Origin of the sequence: Ekhidna sp., from assembly GCF_965212185.1 — a bacterium.
In the GTDB taxonomy this organism is placed as follows: domain Bacteria; phylum Bacteroidota; class Bacteroidia; order Cytophagales; family Cyclobacteriaceae; genus Ekhidna.
On the sequence record NZ_OZ243102.1, the window covers coordinates 1,687,885 to 1,711,595 of the forward strand.

23 protein-coding genes are annotated in these 23,711 nt (G+C 36.1%); 18 read left to right on the forward strand and 5 right to left on the reverse strand.

Translation table 11 applies throughout. The features are described from left to right. The first annotated feature begins 45 nt into the window (after positions 1-45). Both ACOMC3_RS07385 and ACOMC3_RS07390 read left to right on the forward strand, forming a co-directional pair. Positions 46-789 carry a TIGR04283 family arsenosugar biosynthesis glycosyltransferase gene (locus tag ACOMC3_RS07385; RefSeq protein ID WP_420318894.1) on the forward strand — a complete coding sequence of 248 codons (744 nt, stop codon included), beginning with the start codon at positions 46-48 and terminating at the stop codon, positions 787-789. Continuing rightward, a complete protein-coding gene (locus tag ACOMC3_RS07390) occupies positions 782-2,146 on the forward strand; it encodes a hypothetical protein (protein WP_420318895.1) in 1,365 nt (454 codons plus the stop codon). The genes ACOMC3_RS07385 and ACOMC3_RS07390 overlap by 8 nt, the downstream gene beginning before the upstream one ends. On the opposite strand, the gene ACOMC3_RS07395 is transcribed toward ACOMC3_RS07390, so the two are convergent. Beyond that, positions 2,143-2,802, reverse strand: coding sequence for an alpha/beta family hydrolase (locus ACOMC3_RS07395; RefSeq protein WP_420318896.1), 660 nt, complete (start codon positions 2,800-2,802; stop codon positions 2,143-2,145). The two genes, ACOMC3_RS07390 and ACOMC3_RS07395, sit on opposite strands and share 4 nt — an antisense overlap. Positions 2,803-2,843: 41 nt before the next feature. Between ACOMC3_RS07395 and ACOMC3_RS07400 the strand changes: the two genes are divergently transcribed. Genes ACOMC3_RS07400 through ACOMC3_RS07410 form a run of 3 tightly spaced genes read left to right on the forward strand, consistent with a single transcriptional unit; the run spans position 2,844 to position 4,526 of the window. Continuing rightward, complete coding sequence (locus ACOMC3_RS07400; protein WP_420318897.1) at positions 2,844-3,575, forward strand: MBL fold metallo-hydrolase; 732 nt, start codon at positions 2,844-2,846, stop codon at positions 3,573-3,575. Then, the gene (locus ACOMC3_RS07405) at positions 3,572-3,940 is read left to right on the forward strand and encodes a VanZ family protein (protein ID WP_420318898.1); all 369 of its coding nucleotides are present in this window, start codon (positions 3,572-3,574) and stop codon (positions 3,938-3,940) included. The genes ACOMC3_RS07400 and ACOMC3_RS07405 overlap by 4 nt, the downstream gene beginning before the upstream one ends. Continuing rightward, entirely contained in the window at positions 3,933-4,526 is a 594-nt protein-coding gene (locus ACOMC3_RS07410) for a pseudouridine synthase (protein ID WP_420318899.1), read from the forward strand. The genes ACOMC3_RS07405 and ACOMC3_RS07410 overlap by 8 nt, the downstream gene beginning before the upstream one ends. On the opposite strand, the gene ACOMC3_RS07415 is transcribed toward ACOMC3_RS07410, so the two are convergent. From ACOMC3_RS07415 to ACOMC3_RS07430, 4 genes are all read right to left on the reverse strand, one after another. Continuing rightward, positions 4,512-4,892, reverse strand: a complete 381-nt coding sequence (locus ACOMC3_RS07415) for a DoxX family protein (protein ID WP_420318900.1) — start codon at positions 4,890-4,892, stop codon at positions 4,512-4,514. The two genes, ACOMC3_RS07410 and ACOMC3_RS07415, sit on opposite strands and share 15 nt — an antisense overlap. After that, complete coding sequence (locus ACOMC3_RS07420; RefSeq protein ID WP_420318901.1) at positions 4,889-8,080, reverse strand: ATP-binding cassette domain-containing protein; 3,192 nt, start codon at positions 8,078-8,080, stop codon at positions 4,889-4,891. Before ACOMC3_RS07420 ends, ACOMC3_RS07415 begins: the two co-directional genes overlap by 4 nt. A 69-nt stretch (positions 8,081-8,149) precedes the next feature. Beyond that, positions 8,150-8,965 (reverse strand): hypothetical protein, encoded by an 816-nt coding sequence (locus tag ACOMC3_RS07425; protein ID WP_420318902.1) that lies wholly within the window; start codon positions 8,963-8,965, stop codon positions 8,150-8,152. 93 nt (positions 8,966-9,058) lie between these two features. Beyond that, positions 9,059-9,475 (reverse strand): DUF2061 domain-containing protein, encoded by a 417-nt coding sequence (locus ACOMC3_RS07430; protein ID WP_420318903.1) that lies wholly within the window; start codon positions 9,473-9,475, stop codon positions 9,059-9,061. Between the two features lie 186 nt (positions 9,476-9,661). On the opposite strand from ACOMC3_RS07430, the gene ACOMC3_RS07435 reads away from it, so the two are divergent. From ACOMC3_RS07435 to ACOMC3_RS07495, 13 genes are all read left to right on the forward strand, one after another. Then, positions 9,662-10,264, forward strand: coding sequence for a chemotaxis protein CheW (locus ACOMC3_RS07435; protein WP_420318904.1), 603 nt, complete (start codon positions 9,662-9,664; stop codon positions 10,262-10,264). Between the two features lie 35 nt (positions 10,265-10,299). Then, a complete protein-coding gene (locus ACOMC3_RS07440) occupies positions 10,300-12,822 on the forward strand; it encodes a methyl-accepting chemotaxis protein (RefSeq protein WP_420318905.1) in 2,523 nt (840 codons plus the stop codon). A gap of 376 nt (positions 12,823-13,198) precedes the next feature. Continuing rightward, positions 13,199-14,317: a hypothetical protein gene (locus ACOMC3_RS07445; protein WP_420318906.1), complete on the forward strand. Its 1,119-nt coding sequence runs from the start codon at positions 13,199-13,201 to the stop codon at positions 14,315-14,317. 10 nt (positions 14,318-14,327) lie between these two features. Further along, positions 14,328-14,816, forward strand: a complete 489-nt coding sequence (locus tag ACOMC3_RS07450; protein ID WP_420318907.1) for a YfiR family protein — start codon at positions 14,328-14,330, stop codon at positions 14,814-14,816. 95 nt (positions 14,817-14,911) lie between these two features. Then, the gene (locus tag ACOMC3_RS07455) at positions 14,912-17,056 is read left to right on the forward strand and encodes a methyl-accepting chemotaxis protein (RefSeq protein ID WP_420318908.1); all 2,145 of its coding nucleotides are present in this window, start codon (positions 14,912-14,914) and stop codon (positions 17,054-17,056) included. A 13-nt stretch (positions 17,057-17,069) separates the two neighbouring features. Next, positions 17,070-17,816, forward strand: coding sequence for a ParA family protein (locus tag ACOMC3_RS07460; RefSeq protein WP_420318909.1), 747 nt, complete (start codon positions 17,070-17,072; stop codon positions 17,814-17,816). Positions 17,817-17,819: 3 nt separating this feature from the next. Further along, on the forward strand, positions 17,820-18,656 hold the full coding sequence (locus ACOMC3_RS07465; protein WP_420318910.1) for a chemotaxis protein CheW: 837 nt from the start codon (positions 17,820-17,822) through the stop codon (positions 18,654-18,656). After that, complete coding sequence (cheB, locus tag ACOMC3_RS07470) at positions 18,657-19,691, forward strand: chemotaxis-specific protein-glutamate methyltransferase CheB (RefSeq protein WP_420318911.1); 1,035 nt, start codon at positions 18,657-18,659, stop codon at positions 19,689-19,691. Next, positions 19,691-21,403 carry a chemotaxis protein CheA gene (locus ACOMC3_RS07475; RefSeq protein WP_420318912.1) on the forward strand — a complete coding sequence of 571 codons (1,713 nt, stop codon included), beginning with the start codon at positions 19,691-19,693 and terminating at the stop codon, positions 21,401-21,403. The genes cheB and ACOMC3_RS07475 overlap by 1 nt, the downstream gene beginning before the upstream one ends. 17 nt (positions 21,404-21,420) lie before the next feature. Beyond that, the gene (locus ACOMC3_RS07480; protein WP_420318913.1) at positions 21,421-22,236 is read left to right on the forward strand and encodes a CheR family methyltransferase; all 816 of its coding nucleotides are present in this window, start codon (positions 21,421-21,423) and stop codon (positions 22,234-22,236) included. 6 nt (positions 22,237-22,242) lie between these two features. Then, positions 22,243-22,605 carry a response regulator gene (locus ACOMC3_RS07485; RefSeq protein WP_420318914.1) on the forward strand — a complete coding sequence of 121 codons (363 nt, stop codon included), beginning with the start codon at positions 22,243-22,245 and terminating at the stop codon, positions 22,603-22,605. 76 nt (positions 22,606-22,681) lie between these two features. After that, a complete protein-coding gene (locus ACOMC3_RS07490) occupies positions 22,682-23,278 on the forward strand; it encodes a hypothetical protein (RefSeq protein WP_420318915.1) in 597 nt (198 codons plus the stop codon). 62 nt (positions 23,279-23,340) lie between these two features. Then, the gene (locus ACOMC3_RS07495; protein ID WP_420318916.1) at positions 23,341-23,703 is read left to right on the forward strand and encodes a response regulator; all 363 of its coding nucleotides are present in this window, start codon (positions 23,341-23,343) and stop codon (positions 23,701-23,703) included. The last annotated feature ends 8 nt before the right edge of the window (positions 23,704-23,711 follow it).

Genomic DNA, 23,711 nt, shown 5'->3' on the forward strand with positions numbered 1-23,711 from the left:
AATACAGCTCCGTCTTTTTTTCGTAAATAGCTGAAAACACAAAGAGTGTTAATCAGCATAATCATACCTACACTCAACGAGGAGACCTATATTGGTCAGTTACTTGGATATTTGAATAATCATCCTCAGAAAGATTCCATTGAAATCATTGTAGTGGATGGAGGCAGCCAAGACAAAACCTTAAGTATCGCAGGACTTCATGAAGGTACTTTAATTGAAACTAAAATAGCTTCAAGGGCGCATCAGATGAATGAAGGGGCCAAACAAGCCAATGGAACTATCCTATACTTTGTACATGCAGATACGCAACTGGTAGATTCGTTTGTTCAAGACATTCATGTGGCACATCAAAACGGATTTAAAAGTGGTTGCTATAGGTTCAAATTTCATCAGCCACAAAATCCACTATTACATATCAATGGTTTTTTTACTCGATTCCCATTCAAGTGGTGTAGAGGAGGAGATCAAACATTATTTATCGATAAGGGGGTCTTCGAAAGTATAGATGGTTTTGATGAGAAATATGTAATTATGGAGGATTATGATATTCTTGATCGAATTGATGCACATCAAATACCTTTTAAGGTTATTCCTAAAAGTGTGAAGGTATCCTCGAGAAAATATGACGATAATTCCTATATGAAAGTGCAACTCACCAATCTAAAAGCAATGAAAATGTATAAGCATGGTACTGATCCATCAGAAATTAGAAAGTTTTATTGTCAAAGTCTTGATGGGAAGTATAAAGAGGATCACTTATTTTTAGGAAACCTAAAACCTCATGAGTGACATTCCGGAAGATCAAGTAGAAGGCTGGCTTAAGAAACTTGAGCGAGAAAGCTGGCAATTGGAATTGCTTGTTTCTGCTTTTACGATTTTTTTGTTGATCGGTGCTAATGCTGAATTCAAAATTTTCTTGAAGGATTTGTTGTACCAGTACAATTTCAACAACTCTGCAATTTCTATCATTTATGTCTTTCTTGTGCTTATACAGCGGTCAATAATGGCACTTACAATCAGTCTCATTATTCACCTGACGCTCAGGGGCTTTTGGATTGGAACCATAGGTTTAAGATCAGTACAATCAACCATTGATTTTGCAAAGCTTAATTACAGCTCTTTTTTTACTGAAAAGCTCAAAAAACGGGTAGTAAGTTTGGACAAACTGGTTATCCGACTTGATGAAATTTGCAGTGTCATCTTCGCCTTCTCCTTTTTGGTTATTTCGATCCTCATCGCTTTCGGAATGTATTTGATTGTACTTGGAGTAACAGGGGTGGGGCTAAGTGCTGTAATCAAAGTCCTGTCAGGTACCTGGGTTACGATAATGGTGATTTTCGCGGCGATTATATTCTTTGTTCTTGTAATCTCTGGCTTAATCTACATGATCGATTATTTCACCCTGGGTTTTTTCAAAAAGATCAAATGGTTTTCAAAAGTCTATTATCCATTTTATCGGTTTTACAATGTCATCACGCTTTCCGGCCTGAGTAGAAGTATCTATTATTATTTGATAAGTAAGTTCTCCAAAAAGCGAATTAGGATTGTATATTCCCTGGTGGGGATTATTATTCTTGGTACAATTCTATTTTCATTTGATCAATATCAATTTTTTCCGGAAGATGAAAAAAACGAATATTTCGCACCTACTAATGCATATGATGATAAACGTCCAATCGGCGAGAATATTAATACCATAAGCATTCCATCCAACTTCATTGATAAACCTCATTTTCAGATTTTCATAAGATACAACACTGCGGACAATGAATTACTGAGGAATAATTGTCCCGATTTTGAACCGATTAAAGATGATGGATTAAACTGGAAGTTGAGAATTGAACGAACCGGAGGAAATTTTGTAATTACAGGGCAGGATTATTCATCTGAAGATTTTGAGAGACTACTCGACTGCCAGAAGTCCATCTATCAAATCAGCATCAATGATTCAGTACACAACGCTCCAAGCTATCATTTTTATATTCATCCAGCTAAACAACAGAAAGGAATATTAGCGACTATTCCCACTGATAATTTTACGATAGGAGAGAACAAACTGGATGTCAAAAAGGTGAGAATTGATTCTACAGGTGCCAATCAAGTGACACCCTTTGTAAGTGTACCTTTTTGGTATAATCCCAACTAGCTTCCTATAGTGCTAATCCATTCGACAGAGCGATTGATAAGAAATTGTAATATCTCATCTTTCGTCTTCCCGCTCTTTTTAGGCACATTGAATGAATGATCAGCATGATCAATGACTTCAAGCTCTACATTTCTTAGATTATCAATTACCTCTTTCATCAAAGTGATATTCGCCAATTTGTCATTTGACCCTTGAAGGAATAATTGTGGAACAGATACTCTGGGTAGATGATCTGCACGATCTTTAGAATCTCTCCCAGGAGCATGTAAAGGAAATCCATAATAGATAATTCCCTTAACTTTTTCGGTTGCAGACTCAGCCATTAAATGGGAGGCCATTCTACCTCCATATGATTTGCCAGATATAAAAATGGACATTCCTGGGTAAATAGAGGCGATATGTTCGACCAGTAATCCCCAGGTCTCTATATTGGATTTTGGTGAGCCAGGAGATTTGCGTCCTTGTTCCATGTAAGGAAAATTGAACCGAATTGCTGTTACTCCATTTTCAGAAATACCTTTTGACAACTTATTCATAAACGGATGATGCATGCCAGCGCCAGCTCCATGTGCAATTATCAGAATCGAACTTGCATTAGAAGCTTCATCAACTTCTACTGTGATTTTTCCTAGTTTGTCATTTAAGAATAGCTCCATTAGGTAAATTTACACGGAGCATAAAAAAGAATCGAATTTTAATGGAATTGACTGTTTTGGGTTGTGGCGATGCTTTTGGAAATGGAGGTCGCAATAATACCTCATTCTTAATCTCTGAAGGGGAGGAGCGTATCCTTTTAGACTGTGGGGCTAGCACCTTGATCCGATTAAAACATGAGGGTATCGACCTTGAATCGATCTCTACGATTATAATATCTCACTTTCATGGGGATCATTACGGAGGTATTCCTTTTTTTCTGATAAGTAGCATGTTTGAGAATCCAAGGAAAAATCCTCTTCGGATTATTGGGCCTAAAGGTGTTGCTAAAAGGGTTTATGATCTTCAGGAAGCAATGTATGCAGGTTCAGCTGCTAAGACACTTGAAATGGATTTAGTGTACTTTGAATACGAACAGGAGAAACCACTCAAAATAGACGAGCTGACTATCAACGCATGGCAAGCTGATCATAGTCCACCTTCAATCCCTCATTGTGTGAGAGTAGAATGGAAGGGTAAGGTTGTTGCTTTCAGCGGGGACACCTCATGGACTGATCATTTAATTCCACTTTCAGACAATTCTGACATCTTTATTTGTGAGTGCAATTTTATGGATCAAGTTGATTTTGGTCATTTAGGGTATACTGAACTTTTAGAGAAAGAGAGCCTTTTCAATACCAAGCAGATGTGGCTTACACATATGGCTGATGAGGTGATAAATGCCGAGAATTTTTCATTGAATAGATTAGCTGACGGACAAATAATTAATTTTTGAATTTAAATAATAAGAATATTTGGTTTGTTCCTGCAATAGTTGTGGCTGTTGGCATATTCCTATTGTCTACATTTTTGTCATTTCCAGTACAGGTTAAGGAGATAAGTTACTTTGATAAGATTGAGCACTGTTTTGCATATTTTGTTCTCATATTAAGTTTTCTTATTGCTTATAAGAAAGCAGGAAAACTGACCAATAGGAGGCTCTACCTCTTAGTATTATTTGCATGCCTATATGGCTTACTCTTGGAGGCAGTACAGTTCTCCTTATTTCCAAATAGATTTTTTGAATGGGTTGATGCTGCAGCCAATGTCTTAGGAGTATTGATCGGGTTTGCAATATTTAAAATTTTAAAGATTGGCTAGACAAAACCTCTATTATATTATTCATAAACCATTCAAGGTTTTAAGCCAGTTTTCAAATGAAGGCGATAACGTGGGGTTGAAGGAAATTTATTCTGACCTACCGCGTGATGTTTATCCGGTTGGAAGGCTGGATCTAGATAGTGAAGGGTTGCTAATACTAACAAATGATAAGTCATTAAATAACAGATTATTAAACCCAAAATTTAATCACAAAAGAACCTACTGGGTTGAAGTGGATGGTGCCCCTGATAATGAGTCTTTGGAAATGCTACGAAGTGGAGTTGAAATCAATGTAAATGGCAAGGCCCATCATACAAAATCAGCAAAAGTAGAGGTAATTACTCCTAATATTGCTGAGCGTCTACCACCAGTCAACTACAAAAAACATCCACATAGAACTTGGCTTCAAATAGAACTCACTGAGGGGAAAAACAGACAGGTAAGACGCATGACAGCAAAGGCTGGCCATCCAACCCTAAGGTTGGTTCGCGTTGCAATAGAGCAATTAAAACTTCAACCCCTCAAATCGGGGGAAATTACTCAGATAAGTGAAAAAGTAATTTATAAGAAGTTAAACCTTCTTTAGTTTCCAATCGAGTGAGTATTTACCACTACCCAATAAGTAGATTGTCATAAATCCCACAACGTAGAGTAAAGGAAATTCTTTCTTCCCCCATGGGTCATCCGCATGAACTATAAAAGCTGCTACCAACATGGTTATGGCCGGAGGTATTGCATTTAACCTGGTCTTGAATCCTATTATCAATAATATTGGACAAATAAATTCACCAATAACTGCCAATATCAAGCTTGGAGCTTCACCAAGTCCGACAGGGTCAGCAAATGAAAAATTACCAGAAATCATACGGTTAAACTTCCCCCATCCATGGGTAATCATCATTCCGCCGAAACCTATTCTTAATAGTAAGGATGCAATGTTGCTGTAAATCATTCGGTATCAGTGGTTTTCTTAATTTTTAGTGCTCTTCTGTAAACTTTAGGTGAATTGATTATGATCATAAAAGTGTCCCAAAACTTCACCCAGTTGCTTGGCCTACTCTCATCTTTCTCTCTGGATTCAAAAAACTTAATGGTTTTCTTAAGTGAATTATCTAATAAGGTCAGATATAATAGTATACTCATGAACCATATAAAAGCCATATTGAAATAGAAAGTCGGAATTTCCCAGCTCCCAAATACCTTGAAAGGAGCATAGAAATGAGCGCGACCGATTGTTGAATAAGGGCGCATGTAAATCGGATCTTTCTTTTGGATTAATTGATCATCACCAACGTATACTTTATTAAAATTAGTCCTGTTCATCAATAGTCCTGCTAAAAACTCATTATGGTATTTCTCTTCTAACTCAATAAATCCTTCTTTGCCTATCTCATCCATTAGTTCTTCAATAATCTTATCGCGTTTTTTCTGAGATTCCAGGTATGCATCGGCAAAATATTGTTTTGCATATGCCAGATAGGTGTTTAGTCGCTTTGCTATAGAAGTCGAATAAAAATCAGGAGTTATTTGATCGGTATAAGGAAACGATCTCAAGCCATGAATTTCTGAAAGTTGCTTGATTTCATGTTTAAGTATTCTAAATTCTCTTGTTTGATCACTCCAATCAGCACTGTCTCGAAGTATTCCCATGTTGAGACTTTTCATTTCAGGAACCATGTATGATCTGTATGACGAGTTTTTACTAATCTCCATGTTCACCTCAAAGAAATGTTTCTCATATTCATTATACCTAAACTGAGCGACCGCCAGTGCTTCATATGCCCATCTAGATGCCATCATATCACCTATAATTGGGACATTTTTCTGATTGTTTATTGAGTGATGCAATTCATCGAATTTTATCATGGCGCCACCAAGAAGAAGTTGAGGGACTAAAATGAATGGAATAAGGATATAGATGTTAATCACTGAATTCAGAGCAGAAGAGATATTTAATCCTATCATATTAGCAAAACAAGAAATGGTAAATAGAATTGCCCAATAGTAAAGAGTCATGCCATGAATCTCTAATATAAAATTACCGATTAGAACAAATGAAAGTGTTTGAATTGCTGAGAGCATAAAAAGATAGATCACTTTCGAATTGATGTAGCTCAAGCGAGATAAATTCAAAAATGATTCACGTTCCAGGATTTGCCGGTCTTTATAAATTTCTTGTGCACTTACAGTGAGTCCCATAAAGAGCGACACCACTATAGACATAAAAAGATAAACTGGCAGATTTATATTCTCTGAAAAAGCATAGGAATTTTCAGGAGAAAATTTAGAGAAATAGCCTAGTATAAAAGCAAGTAGGGGTGCTTCCAATAGATTGATAAGTACATATTGTCTGTTGGATATTTTTGAAAGTAAGTTTCTCTTACTAAATATTTTAAACTGATCCCACCCATCAGGAATACGAAAGTTGGTAGGGGGCAGGACAGATTCATACTTCAATCGAACCAACTTAGGTAAGATGTTTTCTTTGTATTTGGAGTACCATACGGAAGGATTTACCCTTCGTTTCTTTGTACTCCTGCCGCGCTCATCTATTTCTCGTGCTTCTATTATCTGAAGTATCTGTTCTGGAATGACATTACCACACCTTGGACACTCGCTTTCAGCAGCATTTACTTGTGTATTCATGGTTTTGAAATACACTACGGCATCTATAGGATTACCATTATACACCGGGTAGCCACCCTTATCTAAAATCCAAAGGCGATCAAATAGTTTGAATATTTCCGATGATGGTTGGTGAATAATAGCTACTACTAGTTTGCCTTTTCTGGTAAGGTCTTTTAGAAGCAGCATCATTTTTGCCGAATCCATTGAAGATAAACCTGAAGTAGGTTCGTCAACAAACAAAACGGAGGGTTCTCTCATCAACTCAAGAGCGATATTAAGCCTCTTTCTTTGACCACCTGAAATGGTTTTATTTAAAGGATCTCCGACTTTAAGATCTTTAATATCATCTAGTTCAAGATCCTCCAGGACTTTATGAACGGTCTCATCGATCAGTTCTTCAGAGAAATCACTGAAACAAGTCTTTGCATTGAAGTATAAATTTTGATAAACCGTAAGTTCTTCAAATAGGAGATCATCCTGTGGAACGTATCCAATTACTCCTTCATTAGTGGCCTGCTCTAATGAAAATCCATTTATATGAAGTCGACCTTTTTCATGTGGTATTTTGCCATTGAGAATATTGATCAGAGTAGTTTTTCCTGTTCCACTTCCACCCATGATTCCAATAAGTCTTCCAGAGTCTTCAGAAAAGGAGAATGGCTTAAGTCCATTGCTACTGTTCTTGAATTTGAATTCAATGTTATCACCAGCAAGAACTACACGGATGCTTGTTTCATCTTGAATGAATTTTTTGGTGATTTCAGATTCATATATGGAAGAAATATTGGGTCCTTTTATAATAGACCCTGGTTTAAGAATGTACGATTTTGCCGGGATGATTTTTATTCCTTCAAGGAATAAATTGAGAGGTCCATCGTATCTAAAAACAAACGTATCTACACTTTTGAGGTAAAGGACCGTAATCTTTCCAAAAAGATTCTGAACAAATAGGTGCCTTATTTCATTGGTGGATTTTTTCTTGCGAATGATCCAGGCCATTTCTTCTGGCCATTCCGTTTGTTTATTGTCAATAATCAGAATTTTATCCTTATTGATTTCCTGATCATCTGGTTTCAAAATAAAACTCTTGAGATTTAGGACGTCTTCTTGATCAAGATTGAAATTAAGGGCAACTAATGCCGCGAATTCTTCCTCTTTAGCCGTTACCTTATCATCAGCACGGATTAATTCCATCAATTGCATGAATACAATTAATCTCTCAGAGCGTAGCAGTTCTTTATTAAGCTGATTACAAATTTTTGCAATCTGAAGAATACTCGTGCTATCGATTGTAATACCCTCTGCATCTTTTGCAGTAGGCTGTTCTTTGTAAAAGTTTAGATAGTCATAGAATAGTTTGATGTATTCTGCCGTAAGTGTTTCATTGTTTAAGTTTTTTTGGAGATATGGGCGTATGACTATTTCACCAGAATCAACTAATCCAGTATCTTCTTTAGCACTTTCAATGATAGCAAAGAGATGAACTAAAGCATTAATAATGGATTCGGTCATAGTTTTAGTTAAGTATAAAAAAAGCCTCAACCGTAGGTCGAGGCTCTAAAAATATAGTTTCATTGGTCATTATCCAACGATGTGGTCTCTCATCTCCTTTACACTGTTGGCTATATCGTTGAATTGACCATCTGTCATCTCTGTTGACTCACCAAGCTGATCATATACAAGATTGATATATCTAAGGTTAGGAAGAACTTTGCTGACGTTCTCATCATCCTGATGATTTTCCATCAACTCTACAAGTTTTACAACTTGAGCCTTCTGATTAGCTAATACGGCCATCAGCTCCCCTTTGTTTTCACTCATTTTTACAAGTTCACAGGTTATGTGAAGACCTTCAATCACACTTCCGGCAATCACAAGAATGGAAGTCTTCTCTTCACCGTTTGCGTTTAGATAATTATATGTATCGTAAAAAGACTCAGTTACTATGAAAATTAATGAATCAATATTATCCATGTTATTCTCAATTCTTTGAGCCATAGATTCATTGAATGCAGACGTAATGTTTAAATCATCTATCAATTTTTTTGATACATCAAGGAAGTCAATTGTTTCCTGAGTTTTATCAAAGGTTGCAGCGTAACTTAAATCTGCACCGTATACTCCAAGATTGGCAGCTTTTTGCCAGGTAGCCACATATTCATCCACACGTGATGGATCGCTCACAACATCCGGTGAATAGGAAGTATTAGCATTTCCAAGCATTTGAGAAACCTCAAACGCTGTTGGTAATGGGTATGTAAACTCCTTTTCTACAAAGCTTTCAATTTCCTCCTTTTTTTCAGCGCTTGCTTCTTCGGAAGCTTTATTCCCTCCCCCACAAGAGAATAAGAAGAAAGTGGTAGAGAATAGAAATAGGTGTATTAGATTCTTTTTCATGAGATTGGTTTATTTATCGACTATTCAAATTCAAGATTAAACTTTTAATTACATTCATCAAACACTTATGATGCCAAATTACCTTAATAAAGCTTATTTAAGACCAAATTTACTGGTATGCCAAGCTCGTTCATGTAAAAAATAGAAAAGCATCTTTAGTATGCTTTCAATTAAAGCAATTCCTGTTGCCTTTTCAGCTGCTAATGGATCTTCTTTAAAAATCCAGAATGCAATAATAAAGGTTGTCAACGATGCAATTATCCTCCAAGTTATAGTTTTTAATAAGTGCCTCATTGAGCTTGTGATATTCACCTTGGTAGCAAACCATAGTCTTTCATGGTAATAATAAAAAACCATTTTCAGGATTGTCTCAATGAGTGCCACCCATGAAGCTTTTGAAGTTGCATCGGGATCTTCTCGAAAGAAGAATATGGTAAGTAAAAAAGTTGTGCTTGTTGCAATTATTCGCCATGTAATTGTTTTGGCTATATGTCTTTTTTTACTGCTCATATTAAGGTCGGCAAAAATATGTTTGAAATGGTATCTTTTTGTTAAGTCTCAACAAAGTTTATTTTTGGATAACCTTAGCAAATTCTGGTAATGCTTACTTTCATCTGGTCATTTTACCGAGATAGATTTAGGTAAAAGTCATTTGAATTATGTTTCTTAGAACAACCATTTTTACTTTATTATAGCATGGCCCTAGGAAAAAACCTGTCAAAGCAAGAAACCACCGATACATTGCCTAAAACATCTGAAACATCTGAAAAGGAACCAACGGATCAAAACGAATCCGTTGAAACCGGAATTGAACAAGATTCTGAGACTGATGAGGAAAACAGCAAAAATCTTTCCTTCGATCAATATTGTGTCTTTAGTGCTGGGGGAGAAGAGTATGCTTTTCCAATTAACCTTGTAAGAGAAGTTGTTCCATACCCTTCCGTTTCATTTGTGCCCCATTTGCCATCTTATATAACCGGGATGGCCAATGTTAGAGGTAATATTTACGGAATACTAGATTTAAATATCTTTTTTAAGGTAAAAACAAAAGAAAAAGACGAATACAAGTATTTACTTGTATTAGATGATGATAATTTTCAAATGGGGATTGCGATACCAGAAGTGCCTAATACGCTTATGGTATCTAATGAAATGATTGAAAAATTAGCATCCGCCAGACTCAAGTCTACAATAGGGCAGAAATACTTAAAAGGAATTATAAAAAAAGATGGTCGTATGATCATCCTATTCGATATATTAGGTGTGATTTCTAGTGATAAATTCACCGCCGTGACTTAAATGATTAGATTTCAGACGAGATAACCATTACCAAAATGTTCAAGAACTTTACCATACGAAGAAAGATGATGCTGTTTATCCTCGGGTTGACAGTAATAGGGTATGTAATAACCATTGGCTATATAAGCTATAATCTGAGATCTAATGCTATCTCATCAGCTGAAAAGCTTGCAGATTCCTACGCGAAACAAAAGGCCAATGAAATCAAAGTGATCATTGATGAAGATTTAGCTGTTGCCAGGATCATGGCAGAAGCCGTGGAGGAATACACATACTTGCCAGATCAACAACGAGACGACCTACGAAAAATCTTTCTCGATAAAGTTTTACTTCTCTATCCAAAATATGATGCTACCTGGATGAGTTGGCAACTTGAGCTGATAGATCCGGAGTGGAATGAAAGTTATGGCCGGGAAAGGTTTAACTCTTACATGGATGGAGGAGAGGTGAAGTCCTCGATTGAAATGGCAGAATTAGATGGAAGTAAAGCAAGTACTCTTTACGAAAGGTTTAAGGCTGAGTCAGATCTTCATGAATTGTTAAGTGAACCATACTGGTACTTAGATTATGACTATTCATCTGAAACAAGAGATTCATTATTGGGCATTTCACCTACTGTAAGGATGGAAGTAGATGGCCAATTTGCGGGAGTTATCGGTACTGATATGTCTGTTGATGATTTCCAAGGAATTTCTGATGTGGATTTTTATGAAGAGGCATATGCTCTTTTGGTTTCAAGTGGTGGAATAATAACAGCCCATAAAGATCCAGAGTATTTCAATAAGCCTATTGATAACTTAAGTATCATAGGAAACAGCAAAGAAGATGTTTATGAAAACATGAAATTAAATGAACCCTTTTCATTTAGAGCTCATGATGAGTCATTGGATGATGACGTTTACGTTTCATTTGCTAGTATACCCATAGGAAGATCCGGAGAGTCCTGGTGGGCTGTTTTTGTGGTGCCTGTTTCAGAAATAACCGCTTCATTTAATACAACATTTAAACTTACCCTCATCATTGGAATAGTTGGTTTGATTCTGCTATCGTACACGATCTGGAAACTTGCGAATAACATAACCGATTCTCTCGATCAGTCAAATACTTTACTGAAAAACCTAGCAAAAGGCGTATTAGACAATTCATTTAAAATTGAAGGAACCTCAAATGATGAATTAGGGCAGATTGGAAAATCAGTGAATACTCTTCTTGATGAATTACGGAAAAAAGCGGAATTCTCCAGACAAATTGGGGAAGGAAATCTGAATGCTGATTTCGAAATATCAGGTGAAAATGATGTGCTAGGGGCTTCATTAATCATGATGAGGAACAATCTCAGAGCTGTGATTGATGAAACGAATGAAGTTGTACAACATGCGGAAGGTGAGGGAGATTTGGAATCAAGAGTCAATTCTGATAATAAATCTGGAGCCTGGAGAGAATTAAGTCAGTCAATTAATGACCTTCTTGAATCTGTATCTAAACCTTTCATAGTTCTAAATGAAATAGCGAATAAGATGGCGGAGGGTGATTTATCAGTTAGATATACTGAAGAGGCAAAAGGAGATATTTTGAATTTGGCTAAGAATCTGAATAAAGCACTCGATAACCTTGAGGAGTTGCTTGATGGAATTGTTAAAAACGCAAATGTTATTGGTGATTCTTCTTTGGAAATGCTTTCTGCAAGTGAAGAGATGAATACAAATACTGGAGAGATAGCCTCTGCTATTGCGGAAATGAGCAGCGGAGCTCAGACTCAGGTAAGTAAAGTAGACGAATCTTCTAATTTGGTTGAAAATATTCAAAGAGCAGCTTCTATCATGAGTAATCAGGCAGAGGAAATTAATGTAGCAGCTCACAAAGTATCTGAAAGTTCTGATGCTGGTCTTAAGATGGTTAACAAAGTTGGCTTTAGTATGAAAGACATTAAGGCTTTTGCGAATGATACGAATCAGTCTATTCAAGTACTGACAGAACGCTCTAAAGAAATTACCAGAGTCTTAGGAATCATAACTGATATTGCAGCCCAAACCAATTTATTAGCGTTGAATGCTGCAATAGAAGCTGCACAAGCTGGAGATGCTGGAAGAGGTTTTGCAGTTGTGGCAGAAGAAATCAGAAAACTTGCTGAAGATTCCAGAAACTCAGCTCGTGAAATTGAAAAGCTTATAACGGATGTTCAAAATGACACAGCATCGGCTGCTAAAGTCATCGAAGTAATGAATGAAAGCATTCTTGGAGGTGAGAGCGCATCAGATGATGCATCAGATGCCTTTAGAGAAATTGCCTCGTCCTCCAATCAAAACCTTGAAATTTCTAAACAAATCCTGGAAGCCACTAAAGAGCAGATGGACAGCATTAAAAATGTCGTTACCATCACTGAAGGTATTGTAGTCATAGCCGAGGAGACTGCTGCAGGTACTGAACAAGTTGCAAGTTCTGCCACTGAACTCTCAGCTGGAATGGAAAGCTATACACAGAAATCAGAAGAGGTAACAGAAATAGCAAGGAACCTTAAAGAGAAGGTTGGTATGTTCAAACTTTCAAATAGAGATTAGTTATAATCATCTGCAAATAAGTCTCTTTCTATAAATCAATAAACTTAGAAGAATCAATACTAACACATTGCTTCTGATTCTATATTAAGAGCACGTAATAGATTCAAAATCTCTTCATATTATCATTTGATAATAAATATATTGATTCATTTTAATCATAATAATCGTTTATTCAAATAGAAGAATATTTATGCTAACTATACAATATCGAGATATAATGTAATTAAAATAAGTATTTACAAAATTGATCTTTAAAAATTAATCATTGATCGATTCAAATACTAAAACAAAACTTATAAGTTATATGTTTAAACAAATTATCATTTGCTAATATTTAAGCGATGGCAAATGATTTAACCATATAAACCTAATAAGTATGAAGAGTAATTATTTATCATGGAGGCTAATGAGCTTCCTTTATCTCATATTGATTGTATCTTTTGGTTACAGTCAAGATGATGATTTTGATGCTACCGTAGATGATGATAAAAAGAAAACAGCAACTGGTGGCTTTGGAGCAGATCTTGCAAAAAATGTGAGTTTCGTAAATTTTAACGGATATATTACTAATGAGTTTTTCTCCGTGCAAGGATCAAATACCACATTTGACAATCACTATTTTAACATTTTCATCTCATCCCAACTGACCGAAAGGATTTTTATTGAAGGTCAATTAGAATATGAACATGGAGGAAAAGATATTGATGTTCGATATGCATATGCTGACTATAAAGTTTCTGAAGCATTCGTAATAAGGTCGGGTAAGTTTCTAGTTCCGGCAGGTCAATTCAACGAGTATTTATATCCTGAATATTTAAACAAGACAGTTAGTAGAGCCTATGTAAATCGTGAAATTTCACCATCTGCATGGGGTGAAGTAGGTGTGCAAGTTCGAGGTAGACTTGGTTCAGGAGATGGCGCAACACCTTTCTATTCTGTTTATGTTGTGAATGGCCTAAACGGAGAGACTTCCAGCATAAGAAGTCTAAGAGGTAATGACAGGGACACAAGAGGGGGTAACGACAATAAGGCCTTCGGAGGTGCATTTGGAGTAGATGTTGGAGATGATATTACAGTTTCAGCCAATTACTATTCAGGAAAGTACACTCCCGATAACGAATTGAATCTTTCAATTATTGGAGCTTCATTTTACATGAATAAAGAAAAGTACAGCCTTTGGGGAGAATATCACATGGCTGATCAAGAGGCCTACAATGACTTTACAGACCCATCACTTGGTTCAGTTACTTTGAAGAAAAATGGATTTTATGTGCAAGGTGGATATATGTTCACTGATAAACTAGAGCCAATTGTTCGATATGATGCAATATCATTAGATGGGGCACCTGAAGATGACAGAAGCAGAATCACTTTAGGTGCTAACTATTACTTGGCAGAAACTGCAGTTGTAAAAGTCAATTACGAATTAGTAAGTGATGATGGCGCTGACGGTGATGACAATGTATTTGGAGTTCAGTTATCTATAGGATTTTAAATATATCATCATGCGAAGCATACTAATTTTTATTGGTGTTTTGCTGGTTTCTTCACTAGGCATGAACGCCTCGGCTCAGGTCGGGAAATTCCAAGCGCTATACCTAGTTAATTTTACGAAAAATTTAGATTGGCCAGGAGAAAATGTCACTATAGGGGTAGTCGGAAATTCTAAAGCTTTGATTGAGCTAGAAAGCTTAGTTTCAAAGTATCCCAATATTTCCATAAAGAAAATTTCTGGTAGTGAGTCAATTAGAGACTGCCAATTAATTTTTTTACCTACCGCACAAAGTAGGAATATTTCATTAATTCAAAGTAAGATTGGTTCTTTACCAATCGTACTGGTTGCGGAAGATAGATCTTTAGTTTCTGAAGGCGCAGAAATTGGATTTTATATGGAAGGTAATAAACTAAAGTTCGTAATTAATAAATCAGCATTAGATGATTCAGGAATTTCAGCAAGCGAAAAACTTTTAAGCGTAGCAAAGATTGTTAACTAAAATACAAACCTGTTAAATCAAAGGTCAAGACAATCAAATTCTGATTGCCTGGATTATTACCTGTTAAATACCTTTTCTGTTCAACTTACCTAATCATGATCGATCGTCTAAAACTTTTTATTTCAAGGTTCAATATTGCCAAAAAGGTTGCTTTAAGTAGCGTGGTAGTAATTACATTGGCTACTTTTAGTGGGGTTTACAGTTTTATAACCCTTCGCTCAAGTAGAGCCATTGATTCTGAATTAACCGAAAATATTTATCCTTTAATTTCTCATTTGAAAGATTATGAAGACCTTGTTGATAAGACCAATAGTTTAGCCACAAACTGGATGTATTTGCCCAATCCAGAAGATAAATCGGCATTAAATGAAATTGAAACTAAAGAGTATCCAGCATTAAGAAAGCTCTTAATATCTCAACTTGAATCTGTAGATGATAGTCTTCAAAATCGATTAAGAGGAGTTGTCCAAAGGTATGATAAGATTGTACCCAAAATAGCTCAACTTAAATCGAGCTTGAATTCCAATGAAGCATATGAGGATGACTTCTTACTTTTTGAATTAATCCCCTTACTCGACGATGAGATCACAATTCCTCTAAAAGAGTTAAAAGTAGATATTAACGCTTTGACACAAGACGTTAGAAAGTTATCTATCACAATAATTGACTCAAAGTTTAACTCCTTCGACAATGTAGAGGCTGTAATTATCCTAATGACACTTATGGCAATGATTATTGGTACAATTACAACTATTCTAACTACACGTAGCATTATAAGGCCTATTTATAAAATGAATTCCCTAATTAATAAAATGAGCAAAGGAGAATTACCAGAGGTTAATGTTAATGAGAAAAGTGACGAGATAGGTGATATGATTTCATCTATGAAAGTATTGAGAGAAGGGTTAGTAAAAACAGCTCAGTTTGCAGATGAAATTAAAAAAGGTAACCTCGATATTGAACATAGTTTATTAGGTCCAAATGATGTTCTTGGTAAGGCGTTGATCTTAATGAGAGATAATTTAAAAAACGTTATTGAAGAGACTAATTCCATTGTTCAACTTGTTTCAAATGAGGGACAAATGGATAAACGATTAGAACTAAACGATAAATCAGGGGCATGGTCGGATCTTTGTCAATCCATAAATAGTTTGTTTGAGTCAATTTCCATGCCAATGAAGGAAGTACAGTCGATAATGGCAGCTATGGCAGATGGAAACTTATCTGTACGATATGATGAAAGTGTTGCCAAAGGAGAAGTTTTGAGATTGGCTAATAGTCTTAATTATGCGATGGAAAATCTAAGTAAATTATTAACTGAAATTTCAGGTAATGCAAGTGTAATAGATCAATCCTCGAGTGAAATGGTTGCATCTGGTGAGGAAATGTCAACAAGTACAGGAGAAATAGCAAGTGCGATCGCTCAAATGAGTCATGGTGCACAATCGCAAGTTCAGAAAGTTGATGAGAGCTCTCAGCTTGTTGAAAACATTTTAACCAGTTCTAAGGATATGGCATCACGATCGGAAGCAATTAATGCGGCTGCAAAAAAAGGAGTTCTTGATAGTGAAAAAGGAGGACAAATGGTCTTTAATGTAACAAACAGCATTAATGAAATAATGGGAGTCTCATCTTCAACGAATGAGTCTATGCAGGTTTTATTACAACGATCTACGGAAATAGAACGAGTGTTAGGTGTTATCACTGACATAGCTTCTCAAACCAACCTTCTGGCATTAAACGCTGCGATTGAAGCGGCTCAGGCTGGTGATGCTGGAAGAGGGTTTGCTGTTGTTGCTGAAGAAATTCGAAAATTAGCAGAAGACTCAAGAAATTCTGCAAAGGAAATTGAAAAATTAATTACTGCTGTTAGCTCAGATACTGAAAAAGCAGCCAAAATGATGGATGCGATGAGACAGAGTGTATCAAAAGGAGTTAATGCATCGCAAGAGGCCTCTTCTGTGTTTGAAGATATGGCTACTTCTTCAAGTCAAACTCTTGACTACTCAGAGGACATTTTAAGATTCAGTAAAGAGCAATCAGCGAAAATTAAAGAAGTTGTAAATAATACTGAATCAATTGTAGTGATTGCTGAGCAAACATCGGCTGGAACAGAAGAGATAGCGTCTTCTGCCGAGGAGTTATCTTCCGGAATGACGAATTACATCAAAAAATCTAAATCACTCAACGATATTTCACTAAAATTGAAAGAAGGATTGACTAAGTTCAAGCTTTCTTAAGAAATTTTAGAATATGTTGATATATTCCATAATCAATCAAAAAGGAGGAACTGGCAAGACGACCACCGCAATTAATCTTGGCGCAGCATTGAATAGGCGTGCCAAAAAAGTTTTATTAATAGATCTGGATCCACAGGGTAACCTTAGCTATTCTCTTGGAATCAATGAATTTCAAAATTCTATGGCTGAAGTACTCCTTGGGGAATGTAAAATTTCACAAATTTTACATTCAAATGAAGGTCTAGATATTGCACCATCTGATAATAGTCTGGCCGATGCTGAGCTGTCTTTGGCAGTAAGTGGAGGCCAAGAAAGAGCACTTAAAACTGCACTAGCGGATATTTCTGATTATGATTATGTTCTTATCGATTGTCCTCCGTCTCTTTCCACATTGACAGTCAACGCTTTATTAACTTCTCATAAGGTTATAATTCCAATGCAGATGGAAGTTTTAAGCATTCAGGGGTTAGATCAAATAATGAATACAATAAATAAAGTATCAACAACTTTTTCGGTAGATTTATCAATTGAGGGAGTTTTACCAGTTATGGTCGATCAGCGAAGAAAATTAAGCCAGGAAGTACGAGATTATATTTTGGAGAATTATGATTTAAGAATCTTTGATTCGATGATACGAACCAATGTGAAAGCATCCGAGGCACCATCTTTTGGTAGGAGTGTCATTAACTATAAGCCAACTTCAAATAGCGCTGTTGACTATATGCGATTCGGAGATGAAATTTTGGAACTAAACGCATAAGTAATGGCACTAGGTAAAAACTTAAAGCGTACCAAATTAATCTCTGATGATTCAGAGAAGAAAAAACCGAAAAAAGTTAAGAGAAAAGCTTTGATAAAAAGCGAGAAAACGACAACAAAATCCAAGAAGTCAGTTCAATCCTCCAATACAAAGAGTTCTTCGAAGAAAGCAAAAGCACCACTAAAGCCAAAGACTAAAGTCCAGTCTAAAAAACCTACCAAAAAGACTGAGTTGAAAGAATCAGTGCTTGAAACCAGACAAGCACCTAAAGAAGTAGGATATCAAATAGATCCTGTTCTCTCAAACTACATTGCAAATGAACTGAGAGAAAGAAAATTGAAGCTTAGAAAACAGTATGCAGAAGAGATAAATGCATTAAAAGAAACAAATATTCAACTGGTTAATTTCAAATTGAATGATGAACTCTATGCTGTAGATATTCATATTATTAAAGAGATAGTTAAACTCCCACAGTTATCAAAAACACCAAATACTCCAAAGCATATTAAGGGACTAGCAAATGTTAGAGGGGTTTCATATACGGTTTTCGATCTTGCCTCTAGGTTTGGATTAGCGGAAATTGTTGAGCCTCAATATTTGATGATCTTCAATCACAACCAAGTTAAGGCAAGTCTAATATTAGAGGCACTTCCAACGACATTCAAAGTAGAAGGAAAAAGTATATCTGCAGATATTCAAATGATAGAAGATGCCACACTTGACTTATCTTATATCAAAGGAATTGTCAATCATAATGATGCCTTGATTTATTATCTGGATATTATTGAAATGCTGAAAAATGATAAAGCTGTTGTAATACCAGATGAATTGAAGAAATAGATGGCTACAAAACTTAAAATATTAGTTGTCGATGATTCAGCATTTATGCGGCTGCTCATTACAGATCTGCTTTCAGATGATAAGCAAATAGAAGTAGTTGGTACTGCCACAAATGGATTGGAAGCAATCAATCAGGTTAAAAAACTATCTCCTGATGTAGTATTATTAGATTTAAACATGGCAGATTATGATGGCTTATATGCAGTAAAGGGCATAATGAATGATAAGCCAACGCCCATATTAATCATTAGTTCAGTTGGTAATTCTGATCTGGCGCCCGTTTTTGATGCCTTAAAAAGCGGAGCAGTTGATTACATTAACAAGCCAGATAGAAATAAATCTAAGATGCGTGAAATCAAGGAGGAGCTTGTACAGAAAATTAAAAGTACCTCCAGAGCTAAGCCAAAACAAGTTTTAACTGGAAAGACTACAATTAGTAAAGTAACACGAAGAAAATCACGAAAAACAGATTATGATTTAATCGCGATAGGAGCTTCAACCGGAGGCCCTACAGCTATTGAGCGCGTATTGTGTTCGTTACCCGAAGATTTTGATATTCCAATATTGGTTTGTCAGCATATGCCCAAAGTATTTATACCCCAATTTGTCCAACGGTTGGGTTCTTTAACCTCTTTGGAGGTAGTTTCAGCAACCAAGGGAATGACACCAACTCCAGGTGTGGTCATGTTTTGCCCAGGTCATGCCAACCTCATTCTAAAGAAAAAAGGAAAAAAGGCAGTGGTTGATTTTACTTCTGATGTATATCCTGAATATAACAATCCCTCTATCAATGCAATGATGTTAAGTGCAGCTGAAGTATTTGGTAGCAAGGTGGTAGGTGTTATATTAACCGGTATGGGCAAAGATGGTGTAAATGGTATGAGAGCAATAAATGAGGCAGGAGGGAAGACCATTGCTCAAAACAGGGAAAGTAGTGTGATTTATGGAATGCCAAAAGCCGCGTCAGAAGCTGGCGCAATAGAGGCAATACTTCATATTAAAGATATTGGGAATTATTTAGTTAACAACTTGTAGTGGCATCTAAAGAGGAAGAATATCGTCAATTATTTTTAACGGAAGCACTTGAAAATTTCGAAGAGCTAAACAGACTTTTTGTAGAGCTTGAGAAAGATCTTTCAAGTAAAAAAGCAATAACCAATATCTTCCGAATTGTTCATACTCTGAAGGGTAATTCAATGGGTATGGGCTATGAAAAGATCGCTGATCTTGCTCATACTATGGAAGACGTGTTTGGTTCAATTAAGAATGGTGAGATCCCACTTGATACTGAGCTTGTAAATGGCCTTTTTAGAGCCAATGATAAATTAGGAGGACTTATCAATGCCATTACTTCTGGTGAACGAGTCAGTTACCTCGGCATTAAAACTAAACTCTCAGTGTATCTTAAGAATGCACGGGAGGAAAATGAGGGAAAAACACCAGAAGCCACGAAAGATGAATCAGCATCTGAACAAGTTTCGGAGGAAGAAGAAGACACTGGTGCTAGTGAAGCAAATATTCAGTTTGCAGATGTAGTGCAGATACCAGTCAAAAAGATGGATGACCTCCTGAACATGGTCGGAGAGTTAGTTATAGAAAGAGATAGGCTCATTGCTCTTTTTGCAGATGAAGGAAAAAGCACACTGGAACTTGAACGCATTAAGCGAATTTCGTCCAACCTTCATTATGGGATCATGAATGTAAGAATGGTTCAAATGGGGTTCTTATTCAATAAGTTTCATAGAATCTTACGTGATGCAGCTGCTACTGAAAAGAAGTCAGTAGAATTAATCCTGAAAGGCACTGAGGTTGAAATAGATAGAAATATTCTTAAGATTATCAGTGATTCAATGGTTCATCTTGTAAGAAATGCCGTAGGGCATGGAATTGAATCAGCAGAGGAAAGAAGAGATTCTGGCAAACCGCCCGTAGCTTCTGTAACGTTGGATGCACGACTAGAGAAGGATAGCGTAGTTATCACTATTTCGGATGATGGCAAGGGTATAGATAAGGATAAGATAAAAGAGAAGATAGTCCGTCAGAAAATGGTGACTCAAGAGGTTGCAGATGGGCTAAGTGATGTAGACATTATCAGGTATATTTTTGAACCTGGATTTTCCAGTGCTGACAAAGTCACAGAAATATCTGGTAGAGGAGTAGGAATGGATGTGGTTAAGAAAGCTGTTGAATCTATAGGAGGTCAAGTACTGGTTGATACCGAAGTTGGAATGGGTACATCCATTCATTTGGTGTTACCTTCTTCTTTGGCATTGAAAGGTGCACTTTTATTTGAAGTAGAAAAGCAGGACTATGCCATTCCTTTAGCATACATTGATTCCGTAACGTACTTAACTAAAGATGAAATCCATCAAGTGGGCGATAGCCTTATGGTGGATTATCAGAATAAATCAGTGCCTATAATCTTTCTGAAGGGACTTTTAGATTCTCAAAATTCAGAAGATATTGATCAAGAGGATTTGGGTTCCGCTAGATTGGACTTGATAAGCCATGAAGATCAACTAAACGTGATAATCACGACCCATTCTGGAAGGTACTTAGGTTTAGTCGTAGATAAACTTCAGAGACAAAAAGAAATAATTGAAAAAAATCTCCCTAAACCATTGGATAACAGCCGCTTATTAAGTGGTACTACCATATTGGGGTCAGGAAATGTATGTCCTGTATTAGACGTAGCTTCCATCATGGATATTTTATTTCAATCAACTAACAAAACCGTAGAGTCATAGGAACGATAACCACCGATATGATCAGTGATGAGGAGCTTACTGCGTTGATGCAAGCAATCAATAATCGGTATGGCCTTGATTTCACTAATTATGAACGTACATCACTAAAACGAGGGATTGTACGGCTAATGCTAAAAAACAACTTAGAGTCGATCATTGAGTTATGGTCTTTGGTTTTGAAAGATAATGTGTTTTTTCAAGGCGCAATAGACGATCTCCTGGTTAACCTAACCGAATTATTCAGGAATCCTGATGTATGGATAAAGCTCAGAGAAACTGTAATTCCTGAGATACCAAATAGCTTTTTAAAAATATGGCATGCAGGATGTTCTACAGGAGAAGAAGTATATACAATGAATATTGTATTAGAAACACTAAACCTTCTACATAAATCAAAACTTGTTGCTACTGATCTAAGTAAAACAGCACTAGCTAAAGCCAAAAAAGGAGAATATTCTTTAGTGACATTAAAACAATACCTGGTACCGTTTTTAAAGTTTTTCCCTAATCGGGAAATGAGCGACTACTTTGATTTTCATGACAAACATGCAGCCATAAAGTCAAAGTATAGCAACAATGTGACCTTTCAACGTCACAATTTGGTCATGGATCAAATGAATGAAAAATATGATATAATATTTTGTCGTAACGTTATGATCTATTTTGATGATACATTGAAGAAAAGGGTATTGGATTTGCTTTATAGCTGTCTAAAAGATGATGGATATTTAATCATTGGATATTACGATATTATGCCAGATTTCGGGAAAGCCATGTTTGGAATATATGATGTGCGTACCCGTATTTATAAAAAAATTTCACAATCAAACTAAAAGGCTATGCGAGTACTTATAGTAGATGACTCCACTTACATTCGGTCCAGCTTACGAACACTATTGAGCGAAAATGGATTTGAGGTAGTAGGAGAGGCTAAAAATGGTGAAATGGCCATTGACATGACTCTGGAACTTAAACCAGACGTGATTACTTTAGATAATATCCTCCCCGATATGACAGGTTTGGATGTTCTTAAAACAATCAATACTGATGATTTTAACTCCTATGTAATTATGATTAGCGCAGTGGGTCAACAATCAGCAATTGTTGAAGCAATGGAACGTGGAGCTAAACATTATCTAGTAAAACCGTTTGATGATTCAGAATTAGTCGGTATTTTGAAGGGACTCGATGAAGAATCCTGATCGTTCGCCTAAAAAATGGATATATGATGTAATAAAACAGTATTTTGTAGCCCCAACTTAAGATAATTTCTAAAAGATGATAGCAGACTTGAATGAATCAGAAATGAAGATAGCCACGAAATTAATTTTCGATGGATTGTCTATGGCAAAATCCTCAATGGAGCAGATACTCCAAAGTCCACTAAGTATTGAGCAAATAGATTATGTGAATGCCGAACTAGATACACAACGTTTTGGTGGACCTGAAAAGGATGTCCATTTGATCAAAACAGAATTAATGGGAGAATTAAAAGGCACCAGTCATTTAATTTTTTCAGAAGCGGAAGTATCAAAACTTTATGATTCTTGTTTACCGGAAAGTGTAGCAAAAGACAACTCCAAAGAAAGTACAATCATGAAACTCGGATTTCTTACTGAAATCGATAACATGGTCTCTGCCGCTGTAATAACAGAATTTTCTAATTCTCTTGACATGGAGATATATGGCAATGTACCATCATTGAAAATATTAAAAGCTAGTGAGTTAAATGATTTTATTGTTAAAGATTCTAGCGAATTTGAATCTATAATACATTTTAAAGCAGTATTTCATGGAAAGGAACTAGACATTTGTCCAGACTTTATTTGGGTCTTTCATAATAAGTTTGTAGATAAAATTAAGGGCCTGGTTTAATATTCATTATCACCTATAATCGTTTCCTAATCGAATTTTAAAGTGATAAAACAACAAATAAAATGAGCAAAACAGTATTAATAGTAGATGATTCAATCTACATGAGATCATTAATCAAGTCCGCAATGGAAGGTGCCGGATTTGAAGTAGTAGGAGAAGCCCAAAACGGCGAAAGTGCAATTGATTTGGCGGTACAATTACAACCAGACCTAATAACACTTGATAATATCTTACCTGACATGATGGGATTTGAAATTCTAAAAGTTTTAAAAGATGAAGAAGTGCCTTCAAAAGTGATCATGGTAAGTGCAGTTGGTCAACAAACTGTGGTGAATAAAGGACTGTCACTCGGAGCTTCTGAATACATTGTTAAACCATTTACCGAAGAGGACTTACTTAAAGTAGTAGAAAAAGTACTTGCTTAAGGATCTTC

Coding starts and splice junctions, on each gene's coding strand:
- ACOMC3_RS07400 (WP_420318897.1), top strand. CDS start 2,844: ATGGAATTGACTGTTTTGGGTTGTGGCGATGCTTTTGGAAATGGAGGT.
- cheB (WP_420318911.1), top strand. CDS start 18,657: ATGGCTACAAAACTTAAAATATTAGTTGTCGATGATTCAGCATTTATG.
- ACOMC3_RS07395 (WP_420318896.1), bottom strand. CDS start 2,802: ATGGAGCTATTCTTAAATGACAAACTAGGAAAAATCACAGTAGAAGTT.
- ACOMC3_RS07440 (WP_420318905.1), top strand. CDS start 10,300: ATGTTCAAGAACTTTACCATACGAAGAAAGATGATGCTGTTTATCCTC.
- ACOMC3_RS07425 (WP_420318902.1), bottom strand. CDS start 8,965: ATGAAAAAGAATCTAATACACCTATTTCTATTCTCTACCACTTTCTTC.
- ACOMC3_RS07450 (WP_420318907.1), top strand. CDS start 14,328: ATGCGAAGCATACTAATTTTTATTGGTGTTTTGCTGGTTTCTTCACTA.
- ACOMC3_RS07445 (WP_420318906.1), top strand. CDS start 13,199: ATGAAGAGTAATTATTTATCATGGAGGCTAATGAGCTTCCTTTATCTC.
- ACOMC3_RS07420 (WP_420318901.1), bottom strand. CDS start 8,080: ATGACCGAATCCATTATTAATGCTTTAGTTCATCTCTTTGCTATCATT.
- ACOMC3_RS07490 (WP_420318915.1), top strand. CDS start 22,682: ATGATAGCAGACTTGAATGAATCAGAAATGAAGATAGCCACGAAATTA.
- ACOMC3_RS07460 (WP_420318909.1), top strand. CDS start 17,070: ATGTTGATATATTCCATAATCAATCAAAAAGGAGGAACTGGCAAGACG.
- ACOMC3_RS07390 (WP_420318895.1), top strand. CDS start 782: ATGAGTGACATTCCGGAAGATCAAGTAGAAGGCTGGCTTAAGAAACTT.
- ACOMC3_RS07435 (WP_420318904.1), top strand. CDS start 9,662: ATGGCCCTAGGAAAAAACCTGTCAAAGCAAGAAACCACCGATACATTG.
- ACOMC3_RS07455 (WP_420318908.1), top strand. CDS start 14,912: ATGATCGATCGTCTAAAACTTTTTATTTCAAGGTTCAATATTGCCAAA.
- ACOMC3_RS07480 (WP_420318913.1), top strand. CDS start 21,421: ATGATCAGTGATGAGGAGCTTACTGCGTTGATGCAAGCAATCAATAAT.
- ACOMC3_RS07485 (WP_420318914.1), top strand. CDS start 22,243: ATGCGAGTACTTATAGTAGATGACTCCACTTACATTCGGTCCAGCTTA.
- ACOMC3_RS07415 (WP_420318900.1), bottom strand. CDS start 4,892: ATGATTTACAGCAACATTGCATCCTTACTATTAAGAATAGGTTTCGGC.
- ACOMC3_RS07465 (WP_420318910.1), top strand. CDS start 17,820: ATGGCACTAGGTAAAAACTTAAAGCGTACCAAATTAATCTCTGATGAT.
- ACOMC3_RS07495 (WP_420318916.1), top strand. CDS start 23,341: ATGAGCAAAACAGTATTAATAGTAGATGATTCAATCTACATGAGATCA.
- ACOMC3_RS07430 (WP_420318903.1), bottom strand. CDS start 9,475: ATGAGCAGTAAAAAAAGACATATAGCCAAAACAATTACATGGCGAATA.